This is a genomic window from Citrobacter sp. wls613 (assembly GCF_005281195.1).
Classification (GTDB): Bacteria; Pseudomonadota; Gammaproteobacteria; order Enterobacterales; family Enterobacteriaceae; genus Citrobacter; species Citrobacter gillenii.
Genome location: NZ_SZXN01000082.1, coordinates 24292 through 46196, shown reverse-complemented (window position 1 = coordinate 46196; position 21905 = coordinate 24292). Strand labels below are relative to the sequence as shown.

At 54.3% G+C, this 21905-nt stretch carries 15 protein-coding genes; 7 read left to right on the top strand and 8 right to left on the bottom strand.

Annotated features, from left to right (window positions below):
- The first annotated feature begins 50 nt into the window (after positions 1-50).
- Positions 51-1925, top strand: coding sequence for a molecular chaperone HtpG (gene htpG / locus FDX01_RS20885; RefSeq protein ID WP_137400401.1), 1875 nt, complete (start codon positions 51-53; stop codon positions 1923-1925).
- Between the two features lie 58 nt (positions 1926-1983).
- Here the strand turns inward: htpG and FDX01_RS20880 are convergent, their stop codons facing one another.
- Both FDX01_RS20880 and FDX01_RS20875 read right to left on the bottom strand, forming a co-directional pair.
- Positions 1984-2670 (bottom strand): GntR family transcriptional regulator, encoded by a 687-nt coding sequence (locus tag FDX01_RS20880; protein WP_115259195.1) that lies wholly within the window; start codon positions 2668-2670, stop codon positions 1984-1986.
- Between the two features lie 37 nt (positions 2671-2707).
- Positions 2708-4618 carry a fructose-specific PTS transporter subunit EIIC gene (locus FDX01_RS20875; protein WP_137400400.1) on the bottom strand — a complete coding sequence of 637 codons (1911 nt, stop codon included), beginning with the start codon at positions 4616-4618 and terminating at the stop codon, positions 2708-2710.
- Between the two features lie 241 nt (positions 4619-4859).
- On the opposite strand from FDX01_RS20875, the gene FDX01_RS20870 reads away from it, so the two are divergent.
- The 4 genes from FDX01_RS20870 (at position 4860) to hemH (ending at position 10060) form a co-directional block, all read left to right on the top strand.
- A complete protein-coding gene (locus FDX01_RS20870; RefSeq protein ID WP_137400399.1) occupies positions 4860-7151 on the top strand; it encodes a pyruvate formate lyase family protein in 2292 nt (763 codons plus the stop codon).
- A 5-nt stretch (positions 7152-7156) separates the two neighbouring features.
- Positions 7157-8065 carry a glycyl-radical enzyme activating protein gene (locus tag FDX01_RS20865; RefSeq protein ID WP_249358875.1) on the top strand — a complete coding sequence of 303 codons (909 nt, stop codon included), beginning with the start codon at positions 7157-7159 and terminating at the stop codon, positions 8063-8065.
- 165 nt (positions 8066-8230) lie between these two features.
- Complete coding sequence (gene adk, locus FDX01_RS20860) at positions 8231-8875, top strand: adenylate kinase (RefSeq protein WP_115259192.1); 645 nt, start codon at positions 8231-8233, stop codon at positions 8873-8875.
- A gap of 222 nt (positions 8876-9097) precedes the next feature.
- Positions 9098-10060: a ferrochelatase gene (gene hemH / locus FDX01_RS20855; protein WP_137400398.1), complete on the top strand. Its 963-nt coding sequence runs from the start codon at positions 9098-9100 to the stop codon at positions 10058-10060.
- Here the strand turns inward: hemH and aes are convergent.
- Positions 10057-11016 carry an acetyl esterase gene (aes, locus tag FDX01_RS20850; RefSeq protein ID WP_137400397.1) on the bottom strand — a complete coding sequence of 320 codons (960 nt, stop codon included), beginning with the start codon at positions 11014-11016 and terminating at the stop codon, positions 10057-10059. The genes hemH and aes overlap by 4 nt on opposite strands.
- A gap of 153 nt (positions 11017-11169) precedes the next feature.
- Here aes and FDX01_RS20845 point away from each other — a divergent pair, with 153 nt between their 5' ends.
- Complete coding sequence (locus tag FDX01_RS20845) at positions 11170-12474, top strand: inosine/guanosine kinase (RefSeq protein ID WP_137400396.1); 1305 nt, start codon at positions 11170-11172, stop codon at positions 12472-12474.
- A 104-nt stretch (positions 12475-12578) separates the two neighbouring features.
- Here FDX01_RS20845 and ybaL read toward each other — a convergent pair whose 3' ends face one another.
- Both ybaL and FDX01_RS20835 read right to left on the bottom strand, forming a co-directional pair.
- Positions 12579-14258, bottom strand: a complete 1680-nt coding sequence (gene ybaL, locus FDX01_RS20840) for a YbaL family putative K(+) efflux transporter (RefSeq protein ID WP_115259190.1) — start codon at positions 14256-14258, stop codon at positions 12579-12581.
- A gap of 225 nt (positions 14259-14483) precedes the next feature.
- The gene (locus tag FDX01_RS20835) at positions 14484-15704 is read right to left on the bottom strand and encodes an MFS transporter (protein ID WP_137400395.1); all 1221 of its coding nucleotides are present in this window, start codon (positions 15702-15704) and stop codon (positions 14484-14486) included.
- A 162-nt stretch (positions 15705-15866) separates the two neighbouring features.
- Here FDX01_RS20835 and ushA point away from each other — a divergent pair, with 162 nt between their 5' ends.
- Positions 15867-17519: a bifunctional UDP-sugar hydrolase/5'-nucleotidase UshA gene (ushA, locus tag FDX01_RS20830; protein ID WP_137400394.1), complete on the top strand. Its 1653-nt coding sequence runs from the start codon at positions 15867-15869 to the stop codon at positions 17517-17519.
- 241 nt (positions 17520-17760) lie between these two features.
- Here the strand turns inward: ushA and ybaK are convergent, their stop codons facing one another.
- The 3 genes from ybaK to copA all read right to left on the bottom strand — a co-directional run bounded on the left by ybaK (position 17761) and on the right by copA (position 21891).
- Positions 17761-18240, bottom strand: coding sequence for a Cys-tRNA(Pro)/Cys-tRNA(Cys) deacylase YbaK (ybaK, locus tag FDX01_RS20825; RefSeq protein ID WP_137400393.1), 480 nt, complete (start codon positions 18238-18240; stop codon positions 17761-17763).
- 201 nt (positions 18241-18441) lie between these two features.
- Positions 18442-19236 (bottom strand): TraB/GumN family protein, encoded by a 795-nt coding sequence (locus FDX01_RS20820; RefSeq protein WP_117342142.1) that lies wholly within the window; start codon positions 19234-19236, stop codon positions 18442-18444.
- A 153-nt stretch (positions 19237-19389) separates the two neighbouring features.
- On the bottom strand, positions 19390-21891 hold the full coding sequence (gene copA, locus FDX01_RS20815; protein WP_137400392.1) for a copper-exporting P-type ATPase CopA: 2502 nt from the start codon (positions 21889-21891) through the stop codon (positions 19390-19392).
- Between the last annotated feature and the right edge of the window lie 14 nt (positions 21892-21905).

Here is a 21905-nt window from a genome sequence, read left to right as displayed (position 1 = left end):
CTCTCAACGTGTTTTTACCATTAAAAATGGCATTGTTGAGGTAGATCTACATGAAAGGACAAGAAACTCGTGGTTTTCAGTCAGAAGTAAAACAGCTTCTGCACCTGATGATCCATTCTCTGTATTCCAATAAAGAAATCTTCCTGCGTGAGCTTATCTCTAACGCCTCCGATGCGGCAGACAAGCTGCGTTTCCGTGCGCTGTCTAACCCGGACCTGTATGAAGGTAACGGTGAACTGCGCGTGCGTGTCTCCTTCGATAAAGATAAGCGTACGTTGACCATCGCCGACAACGGCGTGGGGATGAACCGCGATGACGTTATCGATCATCTGGGGACCATTGCTAAATCCGGTACCAAATCTTTCCTCGAATCTATGGGTTCCGATCAGGCGAAAGACAGCCAGTTGATCGGCCAGTTCGGGGTTGGTTTCTATTCTGCATTTATCGTGGCTGACAAAGTCACCGTGCGCACCCGTGCAGCGGGCGACAAGCCGGAGAACGGCGTGTTCTGGGAGTCTGCGGGCGAAGGTGAATACACCGTGGCCGACATTACCAAAGACGATCGCGGCACCGAAATCACCCTGCACCTGCGTGAAGGGGAAGATGAGTTCCTCGATGACTGGCGTGTACGCTCCATCATCAGCAAATATTCTGACCATATCGCCCTGCCGGTAGAGATTGAAAAACAGGAAGAGAAAGACGGTGAAACCGTGGTTTCCTGGGAGAAAATCAACAAGGCGCAGGCGCTGTGGACGCGTAACAAGTCGGAAATCAAAGACGACGAGTACAACGAATTCTACAAGCACATCGCTCATGACTTCACCGACCCGCTGACCTGGAGCCACAACCGTGTGGAAGGTAAGCAGGAGTACACCAGCCTGCTGTACATCCCGTCGCAGGCTCCGTGGGATATGTGGAACCGCGATCACAAGCACGGTCTGAAGCTGTACGTCCAGCGCGTGTTCATCATGGACGACGCCGAGCAGTTCATGCCGAACTACCTGCGTTTTGTGCGTGGTCTGATAGATTCCAACGATCTGCCGCTGAACGTGTCCCGTGAGATCCTGCAGGACAGCACCGTCACCCGTAACCTGCGCAGCGCGCTGACCAAACGCGTACTGCAGATGCTGGAAAAACTGGCGAAAGACGATGCAGAAAAATACCAGACCTTCTGGAAACAGTTTGGCCTGGTCCTGAAAGAAGGTCCGGCGGAAGACCACGCCAACCAGGAAACCATCGCCAAGCTGATGCGCTTTGCTTCTACGCACACCGACTCTTCTGCACAGACCGTGTCGCTGGAAGACTACGTGTCGCGGATGAAAGAAGGACAGGAGAAGATTTACTACATCACCGCTGACAGCTATGCGGCGGCGAAGAGCAGCCCGCACCTGGAACTGCTGCGTAAGAAAGGCATCGAAGTTCTGTTGCTGTCCGATCGCATCGACGAGTGGATGATGAACTACCTGACCGAGTTCGACGGCAAGCCGTTCCAGTCCGTTGCTAAAGCTGACGAGTCTATCGACAAACTGGCGGATGAAGTCGACGAATCGGCAAAAGAAGCTGAAAAAGCGCTGACCCCGTTCGTTGAGCGCGTGAAAAACCTGCTGGGCGATCGCGTGAAAGAAGTGCGCCTGACGCACCGTCTGACCGACACACCGGCTATCGTAACCACCGATGCGGACGAAATGAGCACGCAAATGGCGAAGCTGTTTGCCGCTGCGGGCCAGGCCGTGCCGGAAGTGAAATACATCTTTGAACTCAACCCGGACCACGTGCTGGTTAAACGCACGGCGGATACCCAGGATGATGAGCAGTTTAAAGAGTGGGTTGAACTGCTGCTGGATCAGGCGTTGTTCGCAGAACGCGGCACGCTGGAAGATCCTAACCAGTTTATCCGTCGCATGAACCAGCTGCTGGTGTCGTAATTTCACCACAGATTGAGCATTACCGTAAAAGGGCAACGCAGGTTGCCCTTTTTTATGCTTAACGCATCGACACCGTGGTTACGCTATTGGTTGCCAGCGTTTCCTGGGTGTACTGTGCCAGCTCGCCGCTTTGCAAATAGACTTTGTGCTTAATACACAGGCTGATTTGTCCTTCCGGTAAACGTAACAGCCACGCTTCATCTGCATTGAGTATTTTCCCCGACCAGATTTTTACATCGTGACTGATGGCGTAGCCGCAGGTTTGCTCAATATAGTGCAGCACCGACTGGCGACAGTTTTCCTCAGTGAACGCCGGGAACAACGCCCGCGGCATCCAGGTTTCTTCAATGATAGTCGGCTGCTGGTTGATGATGCGCATGCGACGATAGTGGATCAGCGGTGTATCTGATGGTAAGTCGAAAAGCGCGGCGATCTCGGGATCGCTCGAAAGTGCGTCGTAACTGAGTACCACGTTGTCCAGCGTCTGATCGCGGTGTATACGCTCTGATAAGGTAATGACATTGTTGTCCTGATAAAACTCCGGCGGGTTCACGAAGATCCCTGAACCCTGCCGGGTATGGACAAATGACTCTCTTTTCAGCCGTGCAACGGCTTTCTGAATAGTCGGTCGACTGACGCCATAGCGTTCTGCCAGCGCATGTTCACCTTCGACCGGTTCACCGGCAGCGTATTCCCCTTTGAGGATTTTCTCTCTTAACAACAGGTAGATATCAAGATACTTCATGGCGTCCGTTCTGGCGCGTCTGACGACGCGCCCTTGGTTAGGCTTGCGATTGAACGAGTAATTGCTGCTTTTTCGCCATTCTAAGTCGTTTGAGCACAATAGCAATTGCGGCTGTGGTGATAATGCCGCCGCTCATTGCGATCAACGCCATCAGTGGCTGATCGAAACCGCCGAGCAGCACGATAATTGGCCCACCATGTGCGACATTGCAATGTAATCCGAAAACAAAACCGAGGATGCATGCCACCGCAGAGCCAATCATGTTGGCTGGAATAACAGACAGCGGATCGCGGGCGGCAAAGGGAATCGCACCCTCAGAAATTCCGACCAGTCCCATAGCCGCTGCCGCCTTACCGTTTTCGAACTCCTCGTCATCAAATAACGTAAAGCGTCTGCCAATAAAGGCCGCCAGCGCCATACCCAGTGGCGCAACCGGAATGGCCGCTGCCTGCGCGCCCATAAACTGAGTTTGCCCCTGGGCGATAAGACCCACGCTGAACATGAAGACCACTTTGCCAAACGGTCCCCCCATATCAAAGCCCTGCATTAGCCCCATCACCAGACCGATTAAAATAATATTACCCGTGGAAAGGTTGGTCAGCAGATGATTCAGGAAGGCCATCAGATCAGCAACTGGTGCACCAATAACAAAGATAAATAATGCGGCGATGAAGGCGGTGCCCGCAATCGGCGCGATCATGATAGGCACCAGCGGCAGCAGCATTTTGTGCCATGAAAGGTGGGTCAGCCAGCGGATGAAATAGCCCACCAGCAGTCCGGCAATAATTGCACCGATAAACCCGCAGCCGGCGCTGGCTCCGTAAAACGAACCGGTATTGGCAATCCAGCCGCCGATAAGCCCTGGAGCCAGGGCGGGCCGCTCGCCAATGGCGAATGCAATATACCCGGCGAGGACTGGAATCATCAGCGTGAAGCCAACGACGCCGACATTCAGTACTTGATTCCACAGGCTTCCTTCCGGGATAGCCAGTCCGGACGGTGTCGGCACGCCACCCAGTGCCAGCGCGAGGGCAATCATTAACCCGCCGGTGACCACAAACGGGATCATATAGGAGACCCCATTCATCAGAGACTTGTACAACTGGCTGCGTACCGTGGTGCTCGACGTCTGGGTCTTCGTTGTGGCTCTCGCCTGGTAAGGCTGTGCCGCCAGGGCCTGGTGAATCAATCCCTGTGCATCTTTGATGGCCGCTTTGACCCCAGTAATCACCACCTTTTTGCCATTAAAACGGTCCAAATCGACCTGCTTATCGCAGGCGACGACAATGGCCTCAGCCCGGGAGATATCAGCGTCGCTGGGTGCATTTTTGACGCCAATAGAGCCGTTGGTTTCAACAATGGCTTCATAACCCATTTCCGCAGCGGCTTTTTCCAGCATCTCAGCGGCCAGGTAAGTGTGCGCGATACCCACCGGGCAGCCGGTTACGCCGATAATCAGCCCACGAGAGGCCTCAGCACTAACCTTTTCGTGACACGCCTCTTGTTGGCAGAAATAGTCCACGACCGCCTGAACGTCCTGACAGGCCAGGATCTGCCTGACGCTGTCCTCTTCGACCAGACGTGAAGAGATCTGTGCCAACACATCGATATGCGCAGTGCTGGCCTGTTTTGCTGAGGCGATCATCAGGATCAGATGTGTCGGCTGGCCATCTTCCGCGCCATAATCAATGCCCTGACGGCTGATACCTATCGCCACCGCCGGTGATAAAACGCTGTCGCAACGTGCGTGCGGCAGCGCAACGCCGCCTTCAAATCCAGTATTCCCGGTCTCTTCTCGTGCCCATACCTCCTGGAGAAACGCGTCGGTGTCGCGAATTTTATTCGCGCGCAATAACAGGTCGGCGAGTTCAGCAAGTGCCGCGTCTTTTTGGTTTGATTTGAGATCCAGACAAATCAACGCCGGTTGAACAAGGTCGTTTATCTTCACAGTAGACTCTCTATGATTATTTGTATTTACAACTTTCGCAGAGGCTAAAAGTTTACCTGCGAAATGATCTTGATATTGATCATCTCTTTAGATGCGTATTTGACTGTTATTTCGGTTATGCAGGCTGTTTCACACAATGTGATTGATGATGATTTGTTCGTTTATTGATTTTTGATTTAGGTCAAGGATTGTAATTTGTAATTACAAGTTAATAAGGGACGTTTCTTTTGGAGGCAGGGCCGTGAGCAAACAAGCGATTATCGCCGAACAAGTTGATGTGAATAAAAAGATCCCGTGCGAAAAAAGCCCGGAAGAACAACTCGCGATTATGGAGGCCTACACCGAGGCGTTTCAGTCAACCCCGGAGCGTTTTCAGCGCGAGGTCCGCTGTCTGCAGGCGCTTTACCCCACGCTGTTCCGCCGTCCCTGTGCTGACGATCTGATCCTGGGACGCGTCGATGCGCTGCCGATTGGTTTTGGCTGCGTCACCTCCGTTGGCGGTGTGGGTCATTACTGCAATTTTGCCCGGCTGGACGAACTGCGGAAAATGCTGGAGTTCCCCGACCAACAATACCGAATCGATGTGCTTGAGCGCTTCTGGCGCGAGCATGACACCCGTTCTGTCTATTTTCGCCAGGCGCTGACCGATGACACGCTCGGCAAATTCGTTGACGTTAACTTTCCGGCGATTGCGACGGCGCGTTTAAGCGGCATGTATCTGGATTATCCGCAGTTGATGACGCTTGGGATCGGTGGGTTGCTGCAACGCATCGAACAGCAGCAACTGCAGGCTGAACGCGCCGGGGATGAGGCCGCGGTGCAGTTACAGCAATCTTTCAAGGACGTACTGGGCATTTTGCAGCAGGCGATTGACCGTCACATTGAAATAGCTGCCGATGAGATGGTGGAATGCACGGATGTGGAGCGCTGTAAGCATCTGCTGCTGTTAATGCGCGAGTTGGGCGCTATTCGTCATGACAAACCTGCAACTTTCATCCAGGGGATTGAACTGAGCTGGCTCTACAGCCTGTGTGCTGGCGTGGTGAATTATGGCCGTATGGATGACTACCTGGGTGATTTATTGGTGGCCGATCTTGACGCCGGACGTCTAAGCGAACGCCAGGCCATTGCGTGTATCCGTTCCCACTACCGCCTGATTGAAGCGCGGAAAACCACGGTGAATGGTCGCGTGGTGGTTGGCGGGAAAGGGCGGCGTAACCCGAAAAATGCGGATGTCTATTGTCGACTGGCGATCCAGGCCGTTGAGGAAAATGGTGATACGGAACCGCAATTTACTTTACGTATTTATCAGGGAATGGACAACGCAATCTGGCAACAGGCATTGACGGTGATTGGCACCGGCCTGACCTATCCCATTCTGTATAACGATGACGTCAATATTCCGGCGGTGATGGACGCGATGCAGGTGGGGGAAACGGAGGCCGAGCAGTATGTTCCTTTTGGCTGCGGCGAGTTTGTGCTGGCCGGGCGAAGTGTAGGCACGCCGAATACCTGTATTAACCTGCTTAAAATTCTCAATATCTCGCTCAGTGGCGGCATCGATTTTTGGGATGGTAAACAAAAAAGCGGCGGTGTGGCGTTAACCCCGCCAGAACAGATATCGTGCTTTGATGACGTGCTGAATAACTACCAGCGGTTGCTGGATTACTACATTGATATCACGGCGCACGCTCAGGCGTTGTCGTATCGGGTGATGAATGAACAGGTCGGCTTCTTGTTTACCTCGATCCTGACGGCAGACTGCGTGGCGCGCGATAAGGCGCTGCTTGACGGCGGCGTGCGCTACCTCGGCGGTACTAACGAAACCTACGGCAATACCAATGCGGCAGATTCACTGGCGGCAATCAAACAGGTTATTTTTACCGAGCAGCGTTATGACTACACAACGTTGATTGCGGCACTGAAAGCGGATTTCGTGGGCTATGACGACCTCAAGCGGGCACTGATCGCGGCGACCAAGTTTGGTAATGATGACAATGCGGCGGATGACCTGGCGGTGATGATGCATCGCTATGTTTGTACCGGCGTACGCGATGCGGCGAAGCGGGTAGGGCTGGACAGCTATTTGGTGGTGATCATCAACAATCAGGTGAATACCGAATGGGGGCGTGCAACCAGCGCTTCAGCCGATGGGCGGCATAAAGGTATTTATATGAGCAACGCCAACAACCCGCAGAGTGGGGCGGATAAAAATGGTCCGACGGCGATGCTGAACTCACTGCTGAAACTGGAGGCAAAATATCACGCCGGTTCGGTACAAAACATCAAATTCAGCAAAGGGTTATTCAACACCCGTCGCCCGCTGGTGGAGGCGTTGATGCACTCTTATTTTGAGCGCGGCGGGCCGCAGTTGATGGTCAGCGTGGTGGGTAAGGGGGAGTTGGAGGCGGCGTACCAACACCCGGAAAACTACCCTAATTTGATTGTTCGCGTCGGTGGTTTTAGCGCGCGTTTTGTCAATCTGGACCGAGATGTACAGCAGGAAATCCTGAACCGTACGCTGAACGACTGAGGTGGATGATGAGCGAAGCGGGCACGGTTTTTGATATTCAGAAATTTTCACTGCACGATGGGCCGGGGATCCGCACCACCGTCTTTCTGAAAGGATGTCAGATGCGCTGCGTCTGGTGCCACAATCCGGAGTCGCTGAGAGCCGAAAAGCAGCTGGCGTTTCTGGAACATAAGTGCCTGCAATGTCAGCGTTGCGCAGAGGTCTGTCCGCACGGATGCCACCAGTTTTCCCAAGGGCGGCATGAGATAGATTATGCCGCCTGTCAGGCGTGCGGACGCTGCGTTGAGGCATGCCCGGCGCAGGCGCTTAAAATCTATGGGCAGACCCGGAAGGTGACTGAGATCCTTGAAGAGGTCATCAAGGATAAACCCTACTTTGACAAAACCGGGGGCGGCATAACCTTGTCCGGCGGGGAGGCGATGTTCCAGTTTCCCTTTGCGCTGGCGCTGGCAAAAGCGGCGAAAACCGCCGGTTTGCACGTCTGTCTTGAAACGAACGGCGCCTCTCGTCCCGAGCGGTATCGCGAAATCGCCCCGTGGGTGGATCTGTTTCTTCTCGATTACAAAGTGACCGACGCGCGTGCACATAAAGCCCATACCGGTATTGCGAAACACGTGGTGGAGAGCACGCTGGACACGCTTAATGAGATTGGCGCACAGGTGATCCTGCGCTGCCCGCTGATTCCGGGATATAACCTCAATGATGCGCATCTGGCGGCGATCCGCACGATAACCGAACGCTATGCGGCTATCCTGCACAGTGAAATATTGCCCTACCATAATCTCGGCATGGCGAAACATCGTGAGCTTGGACAGATCCCGGTATGCACGATTAGCGTACCGGATGAGGCAACGGTGGCACAGGCACTGGAAAAATTGAATCAGAACGGAGGAAAGACCGTGCGTCGGGGGTAAGCGCGGGGTGTTTGGGTAGAATATAGCGTACGCAATTAATGATATTTCACGATATCCTGCTGTTAAACGTTTCAGCGTCAAGCGCCTTTCTTGAGCCAATTGCGTGATGGTGGTATCGTTTAGCGCTTTTTTAAAATATCGACAACCTTTAAGGGGATTTTCGTAATGCGTATCATTCTGCTTGGCGCTCCGGGCGCGGGTAAAGGGACTCAGGCTCAGTTCATCATGGAGAAATATGGTATTCCGCAAATCTCCACCGGTGATATGCTGCGTGCTGCCGTGAAATCTGGCTCCGAGCTGGGCAAACAAGCGAAAGACATCATGGACGCCGGTAAACTGGTGACCGATGAGCTGGTGATCGCGCTGGTCAAAGAGCGTATTACACAGGAAGACTGCCGTAATGGTTTCCTGCTGGACGGCTTCCCACGTACTATTCCGCAGGCTGACGCCATGAAAGAAGCGGGTATCGTTGTGGATTACGTTCTGGAATTCGCGGTACCGGACGAACTGATCGTTGACCGTATTGTTGGTCGTCGCGTTCACGCGGCATCTGGCCGTGTTTATCACATCAAATTCAACCCACCTAAAGTTGAAGGCAAAGACGATGTGACCGGCGATGAACTGACCACCCGTAAAGATGACCAGGAAGAGACCGTGCGTAAGCGTCTGGTTGAATACCATCAGATGACTGCCCCGCTGATTGGTTACTACCAGAAAGAAGCTGAAGCGGGTCAAACCAAATACGCGAAAGTTGACGGTACGCAGGCTGTTGCCGCTGTTCGCGCTGACCTGGAAAAAATCCTCGGTTAAGTTTTAGCGTTGTGAACCCCTTATCAGGCCTGCCATTATCTCGTAGGCCTGATAAGCGCAGCGCCATCAGGCAATCGGTGCCGGATAGCGGCGTAAACGCCTTATCCGGCCTACCGGTATCGTTAGCGCCATCAGGCATATTCTTACCTCTCGCAGCAATTAGTTCTTCTTCCTCGCTTTTCCGCTACAATTATCAACAATTTGAATCAATACGAGGCGGTAATGCGTCAGACGAAAACCGGTATCCTGCTGGCAAATCTCGGCACCCCCGATGCCCCCACACCCGAAGCAGTTAAACGTTATCTGCGCCAGTTTTTAAGCGACACACGCGTGGTCGATACTCCCCGTCTGCTGTGGTGGCCGCTGCTGCGCGGAGTGATCCTGCCGCTGCGCGCGCCGCGCGTCGCGAAGCTATACCAGTCAGTCTGGATGGATGAAGGCTCGCCGCTGATGGTCTACAGCCGCCGTCAGCAACAGGCGCTGGCAAAATGCCTGCCGGATACGCCGGTTGCACTGGGGATGAGCTACGGTTCCCCCTCGCTGGAAAGCGCGGTCGATGAATTGCTAGCGAGCGGCGTTGAGCACATTGTGGTGTTAACGCTGTATCCGCAATACTCTTGTTCAACGGTGGCCGCGGTGTGGGATGAACTGGCGCGCATTTTAGCGCGCAAGCGTGCGATCCCCGGCGTCTCCTTTATTCGCGATTACGCAGACGACAGCGCGTATATTGATGCGCTGGCCAAAAGCGCCCGTGATGCGTTTGCCCGGCACGGCGAACCCGATTTACTGCTGCTTTCTTACCACGGTATTCCACAGCGCTACGCTGATGAAGGCGATGATTACCCGCAACGCTGTCGCGACACCACGCGGGAGCTGGTGTCGGCGTTAGGGCTGCAGCCGGAAAAGGTGATGATGACCTTCCAGTCACGCTTCGGTCGGGAACCATGGCTGACGCCGTATACCGACGAAACGCTTAAAATGCTGGCGGAAAAAGGAACCCGACATATCCAGGTCATGTGTCCGGGATTTGCTGCTGATTGCCTTGAAACGCTGGAAGAAATCGCCGAGCAAAACCGAGAAATTTTCCTCGAAGCGGGCGGGCAGAAATACGAATATATTCCGGCGCTGAATGACGCACCGGAACACATCGAAATGATGCTGAAACTGACCGCTGCCTATCGCTAAAGCTGCGCTCTGAAGAAACGCGCGCCATCCCGCAAGGCATCGTCGGCGATTTTCATCATCCGCGAGTAATGCAGGAAGGCGTGCAGCGTGCCGAGGTACATTTTGTACTGACAGGGCTGCCGATGCGCCTGGAGCGTCTGGAACAGTAAGCGGCTGTCGTCAATCAGCGGGTCAAACTCTGCACTGGCGATAAAACACGGCGGCACATCGCGGGTGAGATCGTTGTTAAATAAACAATAGTACGGCGACTCGCGGTCATCGACGCTGCGCAGATAGGCGTCTTCGTACATCTGCAGATCGTCTCGCGTTAAGCCATCCCATTCTCCGCCCATCAGTCGTCGGCTGAGCGAATCCCGTAAACCGTACAGCCCGTACCACAACAGCACGCCCGCGACCTTACCGCAGGCAATTTGCTTATCGCGTAGCCACAGTGCGCTGGCAAGCGCCAGCATGGCGCCTGCGGAATCACCGGCAAAACCGATATTCTCTACGTTCAGCGCATAGTCAGCGGCATGGTGATGAAAGTACTGGCAGGTCGCGACAATTTCTTCGATGGCCTGTGGAAAGCGCGCTTCCGGCGAAAGTGAATAGTCGATGCCAATTACCGTGCAGCGCGTGTAACTCGCCAGCAAGCGCATAATGCGATCGTGCGTATCCAGATTACCGAGAATAAAACCGCCGCCGTGCAAATAGTACAGCGTGGCCTGGCTATGGGGTTGGGGGGAGTAAATCCGCGTCGCCACCGGGCCGCACGCGGTAGAAATGACGCACTCCCGGGTACTCATCTGCGGAGCATCGGCATTCCAGAACTGACGCTCATGCACGTAGTGTTGGCGTTGGGCAACGAAATCATCCGCGGCGGGCCACGGCGGCAGGTCATCGCGATGAAAGTTCACCACGCTTTTCATTTCGTCTGAAATAAGGTCGAGGACGGGGATCTTGTTTTCCGGCTGCATAAAACGCTCCTTGTAAAAGGTGATGTATTGTAGAAATTAACGGCAGATAAACTGCGATCTCACCGCCCGATATTGAAAATTAGCACCGCGTCGCGCGCGCAGGAGGGAATGTGCTACCATGCATCGCTCAGTTAACCACCCGTAAAATCGACCATGAAATTTCCCGGAAAACGCAAATCCAAACACTATTTTCCCGTCAGCGCGCGCGATCCGTTGCTGCAACAAATTCAGCCTGAAAATGAGACCAGCGCCGCCTGGGTCGTCGGTATCGACCAGACTCTGGTGGATATAGAAGCCAAAGTCGATGACGACTTTGTGAAGCGTTATGGATTAAGCGCCGGGCATTCTCTGGTGATTGCTGATGATGTTGCTGAGGCGCTCTATCAGGAACTGGTGCGTGACAATTTAATCACCCATCAGTTTGCGGGCGGAACCATCGGTAACACCATGCACAACTATTCGGTACTGGCGGATGACCGCTCTGTATTGCTGGGCGTCATGTGTAGCAACATTGAGATTGGTAGCTACGCGTATCGCTATTTATGCAATACCTCCAGCCGTACCGATCTGAACTACCTGCAGGGCGTTGACGGGCCGATTGGTCGCTGCTTCACGCTGATTGGCGAATCCGGCGAGCGTACCTTCGCCATCAGCCCCGGTCACATGAACAAACTGCGGGCAGACAGCATTCCCGAGTCGGTGATTGCCGGTGCCTCTGCGCTGGTGCTGACCTCATATCTGGTGCGCTGCGAACCGGGCGAGCCGATGCCGGAAGCGACCATGAAGGCCATTGAGTTCGCCAAAAAGCACAATGTCCCGGTGGTGCTGACCTTAGGAACCAAATTCGTTATTGCGGATAACCCGCAGTGGTGGCAGGAATTCTTGAAAGAGAATGTCTCCATTCTGGCGATGAACGAAGAAGAAGCCGAAGCGCTGACCGGCCTGAATGACCCGCTGCTGGCATCTGACAAAGCGCTGGATTGGGTGGATTTGGTGCTGTGTACCGCCGGTCCGGTGGGCCTGTATATGGCTGGGTTTACGGAAGATGAGGTCAAACGCAAAACGCAGCATCCGCTGCTGCCGGGCGCTATTGCCGAATTCAACCAGTACGAGTTCAGCCGCGCGATGCGCCGTAAAGACTGTATCAACCCGTTGCGCATTTATTCGCACATTGCCCCGTACATGGGTGGCCCTGAGAAAATCATGAACACCAACGGCGCGGGTGACGGTGCGTTGGCGGCCTTGCTGCATGATATTACGGCAAACAGCTACCATCGCGGCAATGTGCCGAACTCCAGCAAGCACAAGTACACCTGGCTGACCTATTCCTCGTTAGCGCAGGTGTGTAAATATGCCAATCGCGTGAGTTATCAGGTGCTGAACCAGCATTCACCGCGCCTGACGCGCGGATTGCCGGAGAAGGAAGACAGCCTCGAAGAGGCTTACTGGGAGCGTTAAGCGGTATTGCGCGACATTGCCCGGTGGCGTTATTGCTTACCGGGCCTGCATAATGCGGTGTACCCGCAGGCCGGATAAGCGCTAGCACCATCCGGCACACAACATTAACTGGCGGTAGCAACGTTACCCGCTGGTGGCGTTTCAATAAGTTCCAGCATGGTGCGCGCGATTTCACGTTCACCCATCACCACCTGATTAGCACCACGCTCGGTAATGTATTCCACTTCATCGTCATAATGCGCGCGGGCGATAATCTCAATCGTCGGGCACTTCTCACGCGCGGAAGCCACAATCTCACCGGCTTCATAACCATTCGGGATGGTCAGCAGCAGCCAGCGCGCACAGTCCAGATGCGCCAGGTTCATGATCTCTTCGTTGGCTGCATTGCCCAGTACTGCGCGGATCCCACGTTCACGTAGCTCGTCCACGCGAGTCCGCGACGTTTCGATAACCACCAGCGGGATACCCGCAGCCATCAGTTTTTCACCTAACAAGCTACCGACGCGGCCAAAACCGACCAGCAGGGCATGATTACAGATATCGACCGGGATTTGCTTCTCTTCTTCGATAGCTTCTTCCAGCGTCTGCTCTTCCAGCGTTTCGGTTTTTGCGAGGTATTTTTCCAGCACGGCGAACAGCACTGGATTTAGCATGATGGACAGGATGGCCCCGGCCAGCACCAGGTTTTGTCCCGCCTGTGGTAACAGGTTAAGCGCCATGCCAAGGCCGGCGAGGATAAAAGCAAATTCGCCAATCTGCGCCAGGCTGGTGGCAATGGTGAGCGCTGTGCGCTGAGAGTGACCGAACAGGCGCACCAGGAAATAGGCGGCGAGGGATTTACCAAAGATGATAATTGCCAGCGTGCCCAGCACAGCCAGCGGTTGCTGGATCAGGACCAATGGGTCGAACAGCATGCCGACGGAAACAAAGAACAGCACCGCAAATGCATCACGCAGCGGCAGGGTGTCATGCGCCGCACGGTGGCTCAGTTCAGATTCGTTCAGCACCATACCGGCGAAGAACGCGCCCAGTGCGAAGGAAACATCGAATACTTCTACGGCACCAAACGCGATACCTAATGCGAGTGCCAGTACCGACAGGGTAAACAGTTCACGCGAGCCCGTGGCGGCGCTACGGGCCATGATCCACGGCACCAGGCGACGACCGACCAGCATCATAATGGCGATAAACGCGATTACTTTACCGATGGTGATGCCCATATCAACGGCCAGTGACGCAAAGCCAACGTTGTCTTTTTCCAGCATACCGGCGATGGCTGGCAGGAGAACCAGCGTTAGCACCATCATCAGGTCTTCAACAATCAGCCAGCCAATGGCGATCTGCCCGCGCTGGCTGTCAATCAACTGTCGTTCTTCAAGCGCGCGCAGTAGCACCACGGTACTGGCGGTAGACAGACATAATCCAAAGACGATACCGACCATCAGCGACCAGCCCAGCACAGCTGAAAGCGCCATACCCAGCAGCGTCGCCACGGCTATCTGGGCTATCGCACCGGGAATGGCGATGGACTTTACCGCCATTAAATCCTTCAACGAAAAGTGTAGCCCCACGCCGAACATCAGCAGGATCACGCCAAGTTCTGCCAGTTCCGGCGCAAGCTTGGTATCCGCAACAAAACCAGGTGTAAATGGGCCGGCCAGAACGCCCGCTAACAGATATCCCACCAGAGGAGAAATACGCAGTTTATTGGCAAGCATGCCAAATATAAAAGCGAGCACAAGGCCGCCAACAATGGTGGTGATAAGCGGGGTGGCGTGATGCATTCCGTCTCCTTTGATTGCTGTGGTGATCCTGAAAACCCTAATTACGAGTAATAGTTTATGACAATTTTAATGTTTATGTTTATGAATAATTATTGAAATTTGATGAAAACAGGAATTTAGTCGTAAAAAAGCACGGATCGGATAACTGCGGGGGGGAGCATAGAGCAAACGCTGATGGTCACTGTAAGTGATGGCGGCCAAAGTTTACTTTTGGCCGCCATAAAATCAGGCTTTATGTCGGTTATCAGGTAAGAATATGGTCAGTATCCCCAGAAGAGGCAGGAAAGCACATATTTTATAGACCAAATCAATACTGGTATGGTCGGCAACCAGCCCTAACACCGCGGCCCCTAAGCCGCCCATGCCAAAGGCAAAACCAAAAAACAGCCCAGAAACCATGCCGATACGCCCCGGAAGCAGCTCCTGAGCGTATACCAGAATGGCAGAAAAGGCCGATGCCAGGATAAAACCAATGATCACGGTTAAAATCCCGGTCCATTCCAGCGTTGCATAGGGTAAAACGAGGGTAAACGGCGCTACGCCGAGGATAGAGCCCCAAATGACATATTTTCTACCGATTTTATCACCTAGCGGTCCGCCAATAACCGTCCCTGCCGCAACGGCAAACAGGAACGCAAACAGGTGGAACTGCGCATTTTGTACCGATAATCCGAATTTTTGCATCAGATAAAAGGTGTAATAGCTGCTGATGCTCGCCATATAGAAGTATTTGGAGAAAATCAGCACCAGCAGGATGCTAATCGCCAGCACCACCTTGTTGCGCGGTAGCGGGTTAACGATGGCGACTTTCGGCTTACCTTTACTCATCCGATGTTGGGCCGAATACCAACGGCTGATTTGCGCCAGTACCACAATCGCTAACAACGCGGCCAGCACGAACCACGCTACATTACCCTTACCGTATGGCGCGATGATGACAGCCGCCAGCAATGGCCCCAGAGAACTGCCGAAGTTACCGCCCACCTGGAAAATAGACTGGGCCAGACCATGGCGACCGCCGGAAGCCATCCGTGCCACGCGAGACGATTCCGGGTGAAACACCGATGAACCTGTGCCGACCAGCGCAGCGGCGAGCAGCACCATATGGAAATTACCGGCCATTGCCAGTAATACCAGTCCACTCAGCGTGAAGCACATGCCAATAGGCAGTGACCATGGCATCGGATATTTGTCTGTCCAGTAACCTACCACCGGTTGAAGTAACGAGGAGGTGAGCTGGAAAGTCAGGGTAATCATCCCGATCTGCATAAAGCTCAGCGAGAACTCTGACTGCAACAGCGGATAAATCGCCAGGATCAGCGACTGGATCATATCGTTGAGCAGGTGAGAAAGGCTGATCGCCCCTAAAATGCCAAACGAGGTGCGTGCTTTTTGCGACGGCGCAGCAGAGCCGGAGAGCGGTTGAGCGGTTTGATTGGTAGCCATAGGTCCACTTCAGTAATGATGAGACAGGAACAGGTGTAATTATTATCCGACTAACATACCTGCGGAAGGTGTTTGAAGGAAGTCTCATTTCTGAAAACATTTTCGGCTATTATTTCATATCATTGTAATTTCAGCGGTTGATATTGGGTCAGGGAGAGAAGCATGAAATTTTTGAAACGGGGCGTGGCGCTGGCATTATTTGCTGCCTTTGCGCTGGCAGGTCAGCCTGCTCAGGCTTACGAAAAAGATAAAACCTATAAAATAACCATTCTGCATACCAACGATCATCACGGCCACTTCTGGCGCAGCGAATACGGCGAATACGGACTGGCGGCGCAAAAAACGCTGGTGGACGGTATTCGTCATGAGGTGGCAGCCGAGGGCGGAAGCGTCCTGTTACTTTCCGGCGGCGACATTAATACCGGTGTACCGGAGTCCGATCTTCAGGATGCTGAACCGGATTTTCGCGGCATGAACCTGATTGGCTATGACGCGATGGCGGTGGGAAACCACGAATTTGATAATCCACTGACCGTGTTGCGACAGCAGGAAAAATGGGCCAAATTCCCGCTCCTCTCCGCCAACATCTACCAGAAAAGCACCGGTGAGCGTTTATTCAAACCCTGGGCCATCTTTAAGCGCCAGGATTTAAAAATTGCCGTTATCGGTTTAACCACCGACGACACGGCGAAAATTGGCAACCCGGAGTTCTTCACCGACATCGAGTTCCGTAAACCTGCAGATGAAGCCAAGCTGGTGATTCAGGAACTCAATATGGGTGAAAAGCCCGATGTCATTATTGCCACCACGCACATGGGGCATTACGACAACGGCAACCACGGCTCCAACGCTCCAGGCGATGTGGAAATGGCGCGTAGCCTGCCCGCAGGCGCGCTGGCGATGATTGTGGGTGGTCACTCACAGGATCCGGTGTGCATGGCATCGGAAAACAAAAAGCAGGTGGATTACGTACCAGGTACCCCGTGTGCGCCAGATAAACAAAATGGTATCTGGATCGTCCAAGCGCACGAGTGGGGAAAATACGTAGGCCGCGCGGACTTTGAATTCCGCAACGGCGAAATGAAAATGGTCAACTACCAGCTCATTCCGGTAAACCTGAAGAAGAAAGTGACCTGGGATAACGGCAAAAGTGAGCGCGTACTTTTCACCCCGGAAATCGCTGAAAACCCGCAAATGCTTTCCCTGCTAACGCCGTTCCAGAATAAAGGCAAAGCGCAGCTGGAGGTCAAAATTGGTAGCGTTAATGGGCGTCTGGAAGGAGACCGCAGCAAAGTCCGTTTTGTTCAGACCAATATGGGGCGTCTGCTACTGGCGGCGCAAATGGCGCGCACCGGTGCTGATTTTGGCGTGATGAGCGGTGGTGGCGTCCGTGACTCCATTGAAGGCGGCGATATTACCTATAAAAGCGTGCTCAAGGTTCAGCCGTTTGGCAACATAGTGGTCTATGCCGATATGAGTGGTAAAGAGGTGGTTGACTATCTGACCGCCGTCGCGCAAATGAAGCCGGACTCGGGTGCCTATCCGCAATTTGCCAACGTTAGCTTTGTGGCGAAAGACGGCAAGCTTAACGATTTGAAAATCAACGGCGAGCCCGTCGACCCGGCCAAAACCTATCGCATGGCGACGCTGAGTTTCAACGCCACCGGCGGTGATGGCTATCCGCGAATTGATAACAAACCGGGTTATGTGAATACCGGGTTTATCGATGCGGAAGTATTGAAAGAGTATGTGCAGAAGAATTCACCGTTGGATGTCAGTACGTTTGAGCCGAAGGGTGAAGTTAGCTGGCAATAACAGGGCTATTTTGTTCGCCATTTTGAACTCGGGCAGTGCTCGGACAAAACTCACAGAGTTTTGAACGCCCATCAGGGCGGCCCGGAGGGGGAGCGTAGCGAATAATCCTCACGTACTACATGTACGCTCCGGTTCCTGCGCGCTGGCCGAGTCCAAACTGCCTTCACCAATAGCGCCCTGTAGAGTATTCAGTTGTAGGCCTGATTAGCGTAGCGCCATCAGGCAATCATTCCAAAACAGGTTAATCGCGGCGTGCGATATCGGCGAATTTCGCATCCAGAATTTTGGCCAAATCGTCCGCCGCCAGTTCAATATCCAGCCCGCGTTTGCCGCCGGAAACATAAATGGTGTCAAACGTCTGGGCGGGGGCGTCGATAAGCGTCGGCAATCTTTTTTTCTGCCCTAATGGGCTGATGCCGCCCACCAGATAGCCGGTGGTACGCTGCGCCACCATCGGGTCGGCCATGTCGACCTTTTTCGCGCCCAGCGCCTTGGCGACCTTTTTCAGATCCAACTGTCCGGCTACCGGCGTGACGGCGACGGCCAGATGTTTCATATCGCCATTCACGGCAACCAGCAGCGTTTTATAGACCTGATCTGCATTCAGACCCAGTTTACGCACCACTTCATCACCAAAATTAGTCTCTGACGGATCGTGATCATAGGTATGGATCTGGAACGAAATGTTGTTTTTTTCGAGTAAGTTAACGGCGGGTGTCATAGCAATTTTTCCTGGCTCAGACAAAATACGACTAAAGCATACGCCTGATGGCGGTCGAAAAAATAGTACCATCTTGCGCAATAGTATTGGCAGGATGCTGACTTTGAGCGACAATCGACCTACACCGATGCTTTAAGCGTCGGCATAATAATAATGATGAAATTCCTCTTTGACGGGCCAATAGAAATATTGGCCATTTTTTTATCGCAACATCTCCGGCAAATTCCCTTCTCCATAAAGATGCAGTGCGCCTACTGCCACCACATAATGGCCTGCGGGCAACGCGTTAAGCTTGTCCCGCCATGCCTCATTTCGCTGGTGCATCAGGACGTCATATAACGACTGACTGAACGTATTGGGTAACGTGAGATCGTTATTCTGCGGCGGTGTTTTTAACCACCAACCCATCATCTGTTGCAGCAGACGGGCATTGGTATGCCAGTGTGTCAGGGTATCGTCCAGCAACGCCAGACCGTTATCCGGTAGCTGACATAAAAGATCGATTTGGCTGGCAGCACCTTCCAGCTCGATAACCGGCTTTTGCGCCTGCTTCGCCTGTTTCAGCAGTTGGTAATCAATTCCGTATTCCGCACGTAACCCCAACTGCTGCGCCTGGGTAGCCTGCAATATCATGGCGATTTGCCACAAAGGTTGGGTGGAAAACAGGGAAGGTGAAATGCCCAACTCAGCGCTGACTTTTTGCACGTGGCGGAGCTGCTCGTCGCTGATGCGGTCTTCCAGAGCGGTAAACGTGGGCAGGTTAGCAAACGGCGCATCGTCACCGGAGACATCGGCTTCGACGATCAGCGCGTCGGCGCGGTAGAGCTTTTTCAGGAGTTTGGCGGGCAGAGGGGCCATTTCACGGCTGCCCATATGAATACTGCCAATCAGATGAAAATGGCGATTACCGGGCAACGAGATGTCGATAGCAGGCCAGGTATAATGGTGACCGCGTAGTGCAGACCATAATGCTTTTACCCGGTATAACAGATCCATACGACCTCCCGTTGAAAAATCCCATGCTAGCGCGTGGTCCGGGAAGGTGCAATGCGTGAATCGCCGGATGGCGACGCGAAAGCGTCTTATCCGGCCTACGATATCATTTGCATTTTGTAGGCCGGATGAGCGTTAGCGTCATCCGGCACAGGGTTACTCTTTGGGTTTAAAGCGCAGCAGCCGGTTCGCGTTGCTTACCACGGTGATGGAAGAGAGCGCCATCGCCGCCCCGGCCACCACTGGGTTAAGCAGGGTACCGGTAAACGGCCACAGGATCCCGGCGGCAACGGGAATACCAATGCTGTTGTAGATAAATGCGCCGAGCAGATTTTGCTTCATGTTCCGCAGGGTGGCCCGCGAGATAGACAGCGCATCCGCCACGCCCATCAGGCTATGGCGCATCAGCGTAATCGCCGCGGTTTCAATGGCGACATCGCTGCCACCGCCCATGGCAATCCCTACGTCGGCCTGGGCAAGTGCTGGCGCATCGTTGATCCCATCACCGACCATCGCCACCTGATGTCCCTGGCTTTGCAGGCGTTTAATCGCCTCTGCTTTTCCGTCCGGCAGAACGCCCGCGATCACCTCGTCGATGCCTGCTTCTTTGGCAATAGCGTTAGCGGTGGTTGGGTTGTCCCCGGTGAGCATCACCAGACGATACCCGGCGCGGTGCAAGCGCTGCAGTGCCGCCACGCTGTCGCTGCGCAGCGGGTCACGTACCGCGAGCAGTGCGGCCGCTTTGCCGTCAATCGCCAGCAGCACCGGAGTCGACCCCTGAGTGGCTTGCGCGGTGATTTCAGCTTCCATCTCTGTGGTGATCACCTGCTGTTCATGGAGCAGCGTCTGGTTGCCCAGCAGCAGCCTATGACCTTCCGCTTCACCGCTAACGCCTAAGCCGCGCAGCGTACGGAACCCATTGACCTGCGGCAGGGCCGCATCGCCGGCTTTATCCAGAATCGCGCGGGCCAGCGGGTGGCTGGAACCCTGTTCAAGGGCTGCGGCCAGACGGATGGCCTGCGCTTCATCGATATCACCGAAAGTTTTGATGGCGACAACCTGCGGTTTCCCTTCGGTCAGCGTCCCGGTTTTATCAAACACCACGGTATCAAGCGTACTGGCACGCTGCAGCGCATCGGCATCGCGGACCAGAACACCAAACTCTGCGGCACGACCGACCCCGGAAATAATCGACATCGGTGTTGCCAGACCCAGCGCACACGGGCAGGCGATAATCAGTACGGTGGTGGCAATCACCAGCGTATAGACAATCTGCGGTGCCGGGCCAAAGAAATACCAGATTGCGGCGCTGACCAGCGCAATCACTACCACCACAGGAACGAACACCGAGGAGATGCGGTCAGCCAGTTTGCCAATCTCTGGCTTGCTGCTTTGCGCCTGACGGACCATGCGAATAATGCGCGACAGGGTGGTATGGCTGCCGACAGCGCAGGCGCGGAACAGCACGCTGCCATCCTGAACCACCGTACCGGCGTGGACGCTGTCGCCTTCGCCTTTTTGTTGTGGGATTGGCTCGCCGGTGAGCATGGCTTCATCCAGCCAGGCTTCGCCTTGGGTGATATCACCGTCCACCGGGACGCGGTCACCGGTGGTCAGGCGCAGTAACATGCCAGCCTGAACATCTGCCAGTGGGACGTTTTTTTCGCCTTCTTCTGTCACCACGCGCGCGGTCGGTGGCGTGAGGTCGAGCAGTTTTTCCAGTGCTTTGGAGGAGCGTTGACGGGCGCGCGCCTCCAGCATATGTCCGAGGTTAATCAGACCGATAATCATCGCACTGGCTTCATAATAGAGGTGGCGTGCTTCCATCGGGAACCACTGCGGCCAGAGGTTAACGCTCATTGAATAGAGCCAGGCCACCCCGGTTCCGAGCGCCACCAGGGTATCCATGGTGGCGGTGCCGTTCATCAGGCTTTTCCATGCGCTGCGGTAAAAGTGACCGCCTGCGAAGACCATCACGGCGAGCGTCGCCAGACCGATGACCAGCCACAGGCTACGGTTATCGGCGGTGACCATCATGTTATCGCCCATCATGCCCCACACCATCACCGGTACGCCCAGCAGCAGCGCAACGGCTGCCTGCCAGCGAAAGCGTTTCATGGTGGCAACGGCCGTTTCCTGCTGGCGTTCACGACGTTTAACATCGTCTTCGATGGCTTCAGCACCGTAGCCGGCCTTCTCTACGGCCTGGACTAATTCTTCGGCGGAAGCGCTGCCCATTACCAGCGCAGTACGCTCCGCCAGATTTACCCGTGCCTGCGTGACGCCCGGTACGTTTTGCAACGCATTTTGTACCCGGGAAACACAGCTGGCGCAGCTCATGCCGCTCAACAACAACTGTTGGCTGTCATCTTCAGCCGTCGCTACCGGAAGCTCAGAAGAGACCGCTGTCAGCGCTTCCGACGGGATTGATGACTCCGCCAGCGGTTTAGCCTTTGGGTGGCTTAACTCTGCGCCATAGCCGGCTTGTTTGATGGTTTCAATTAACGCTTCGGCGCTGGCGCTACCGGTAACGTGTGCTTCGGTAACAGTGACATCCGCTTGCTCAACGTCCGGACGTTGTTCGAGACTTTCTTTGACGCGTTTAACGCAGTGACCACAGGACAATCCGTCCAGGGTCAGGTCGATGGTTTGAGACATAACAATAATCCTCT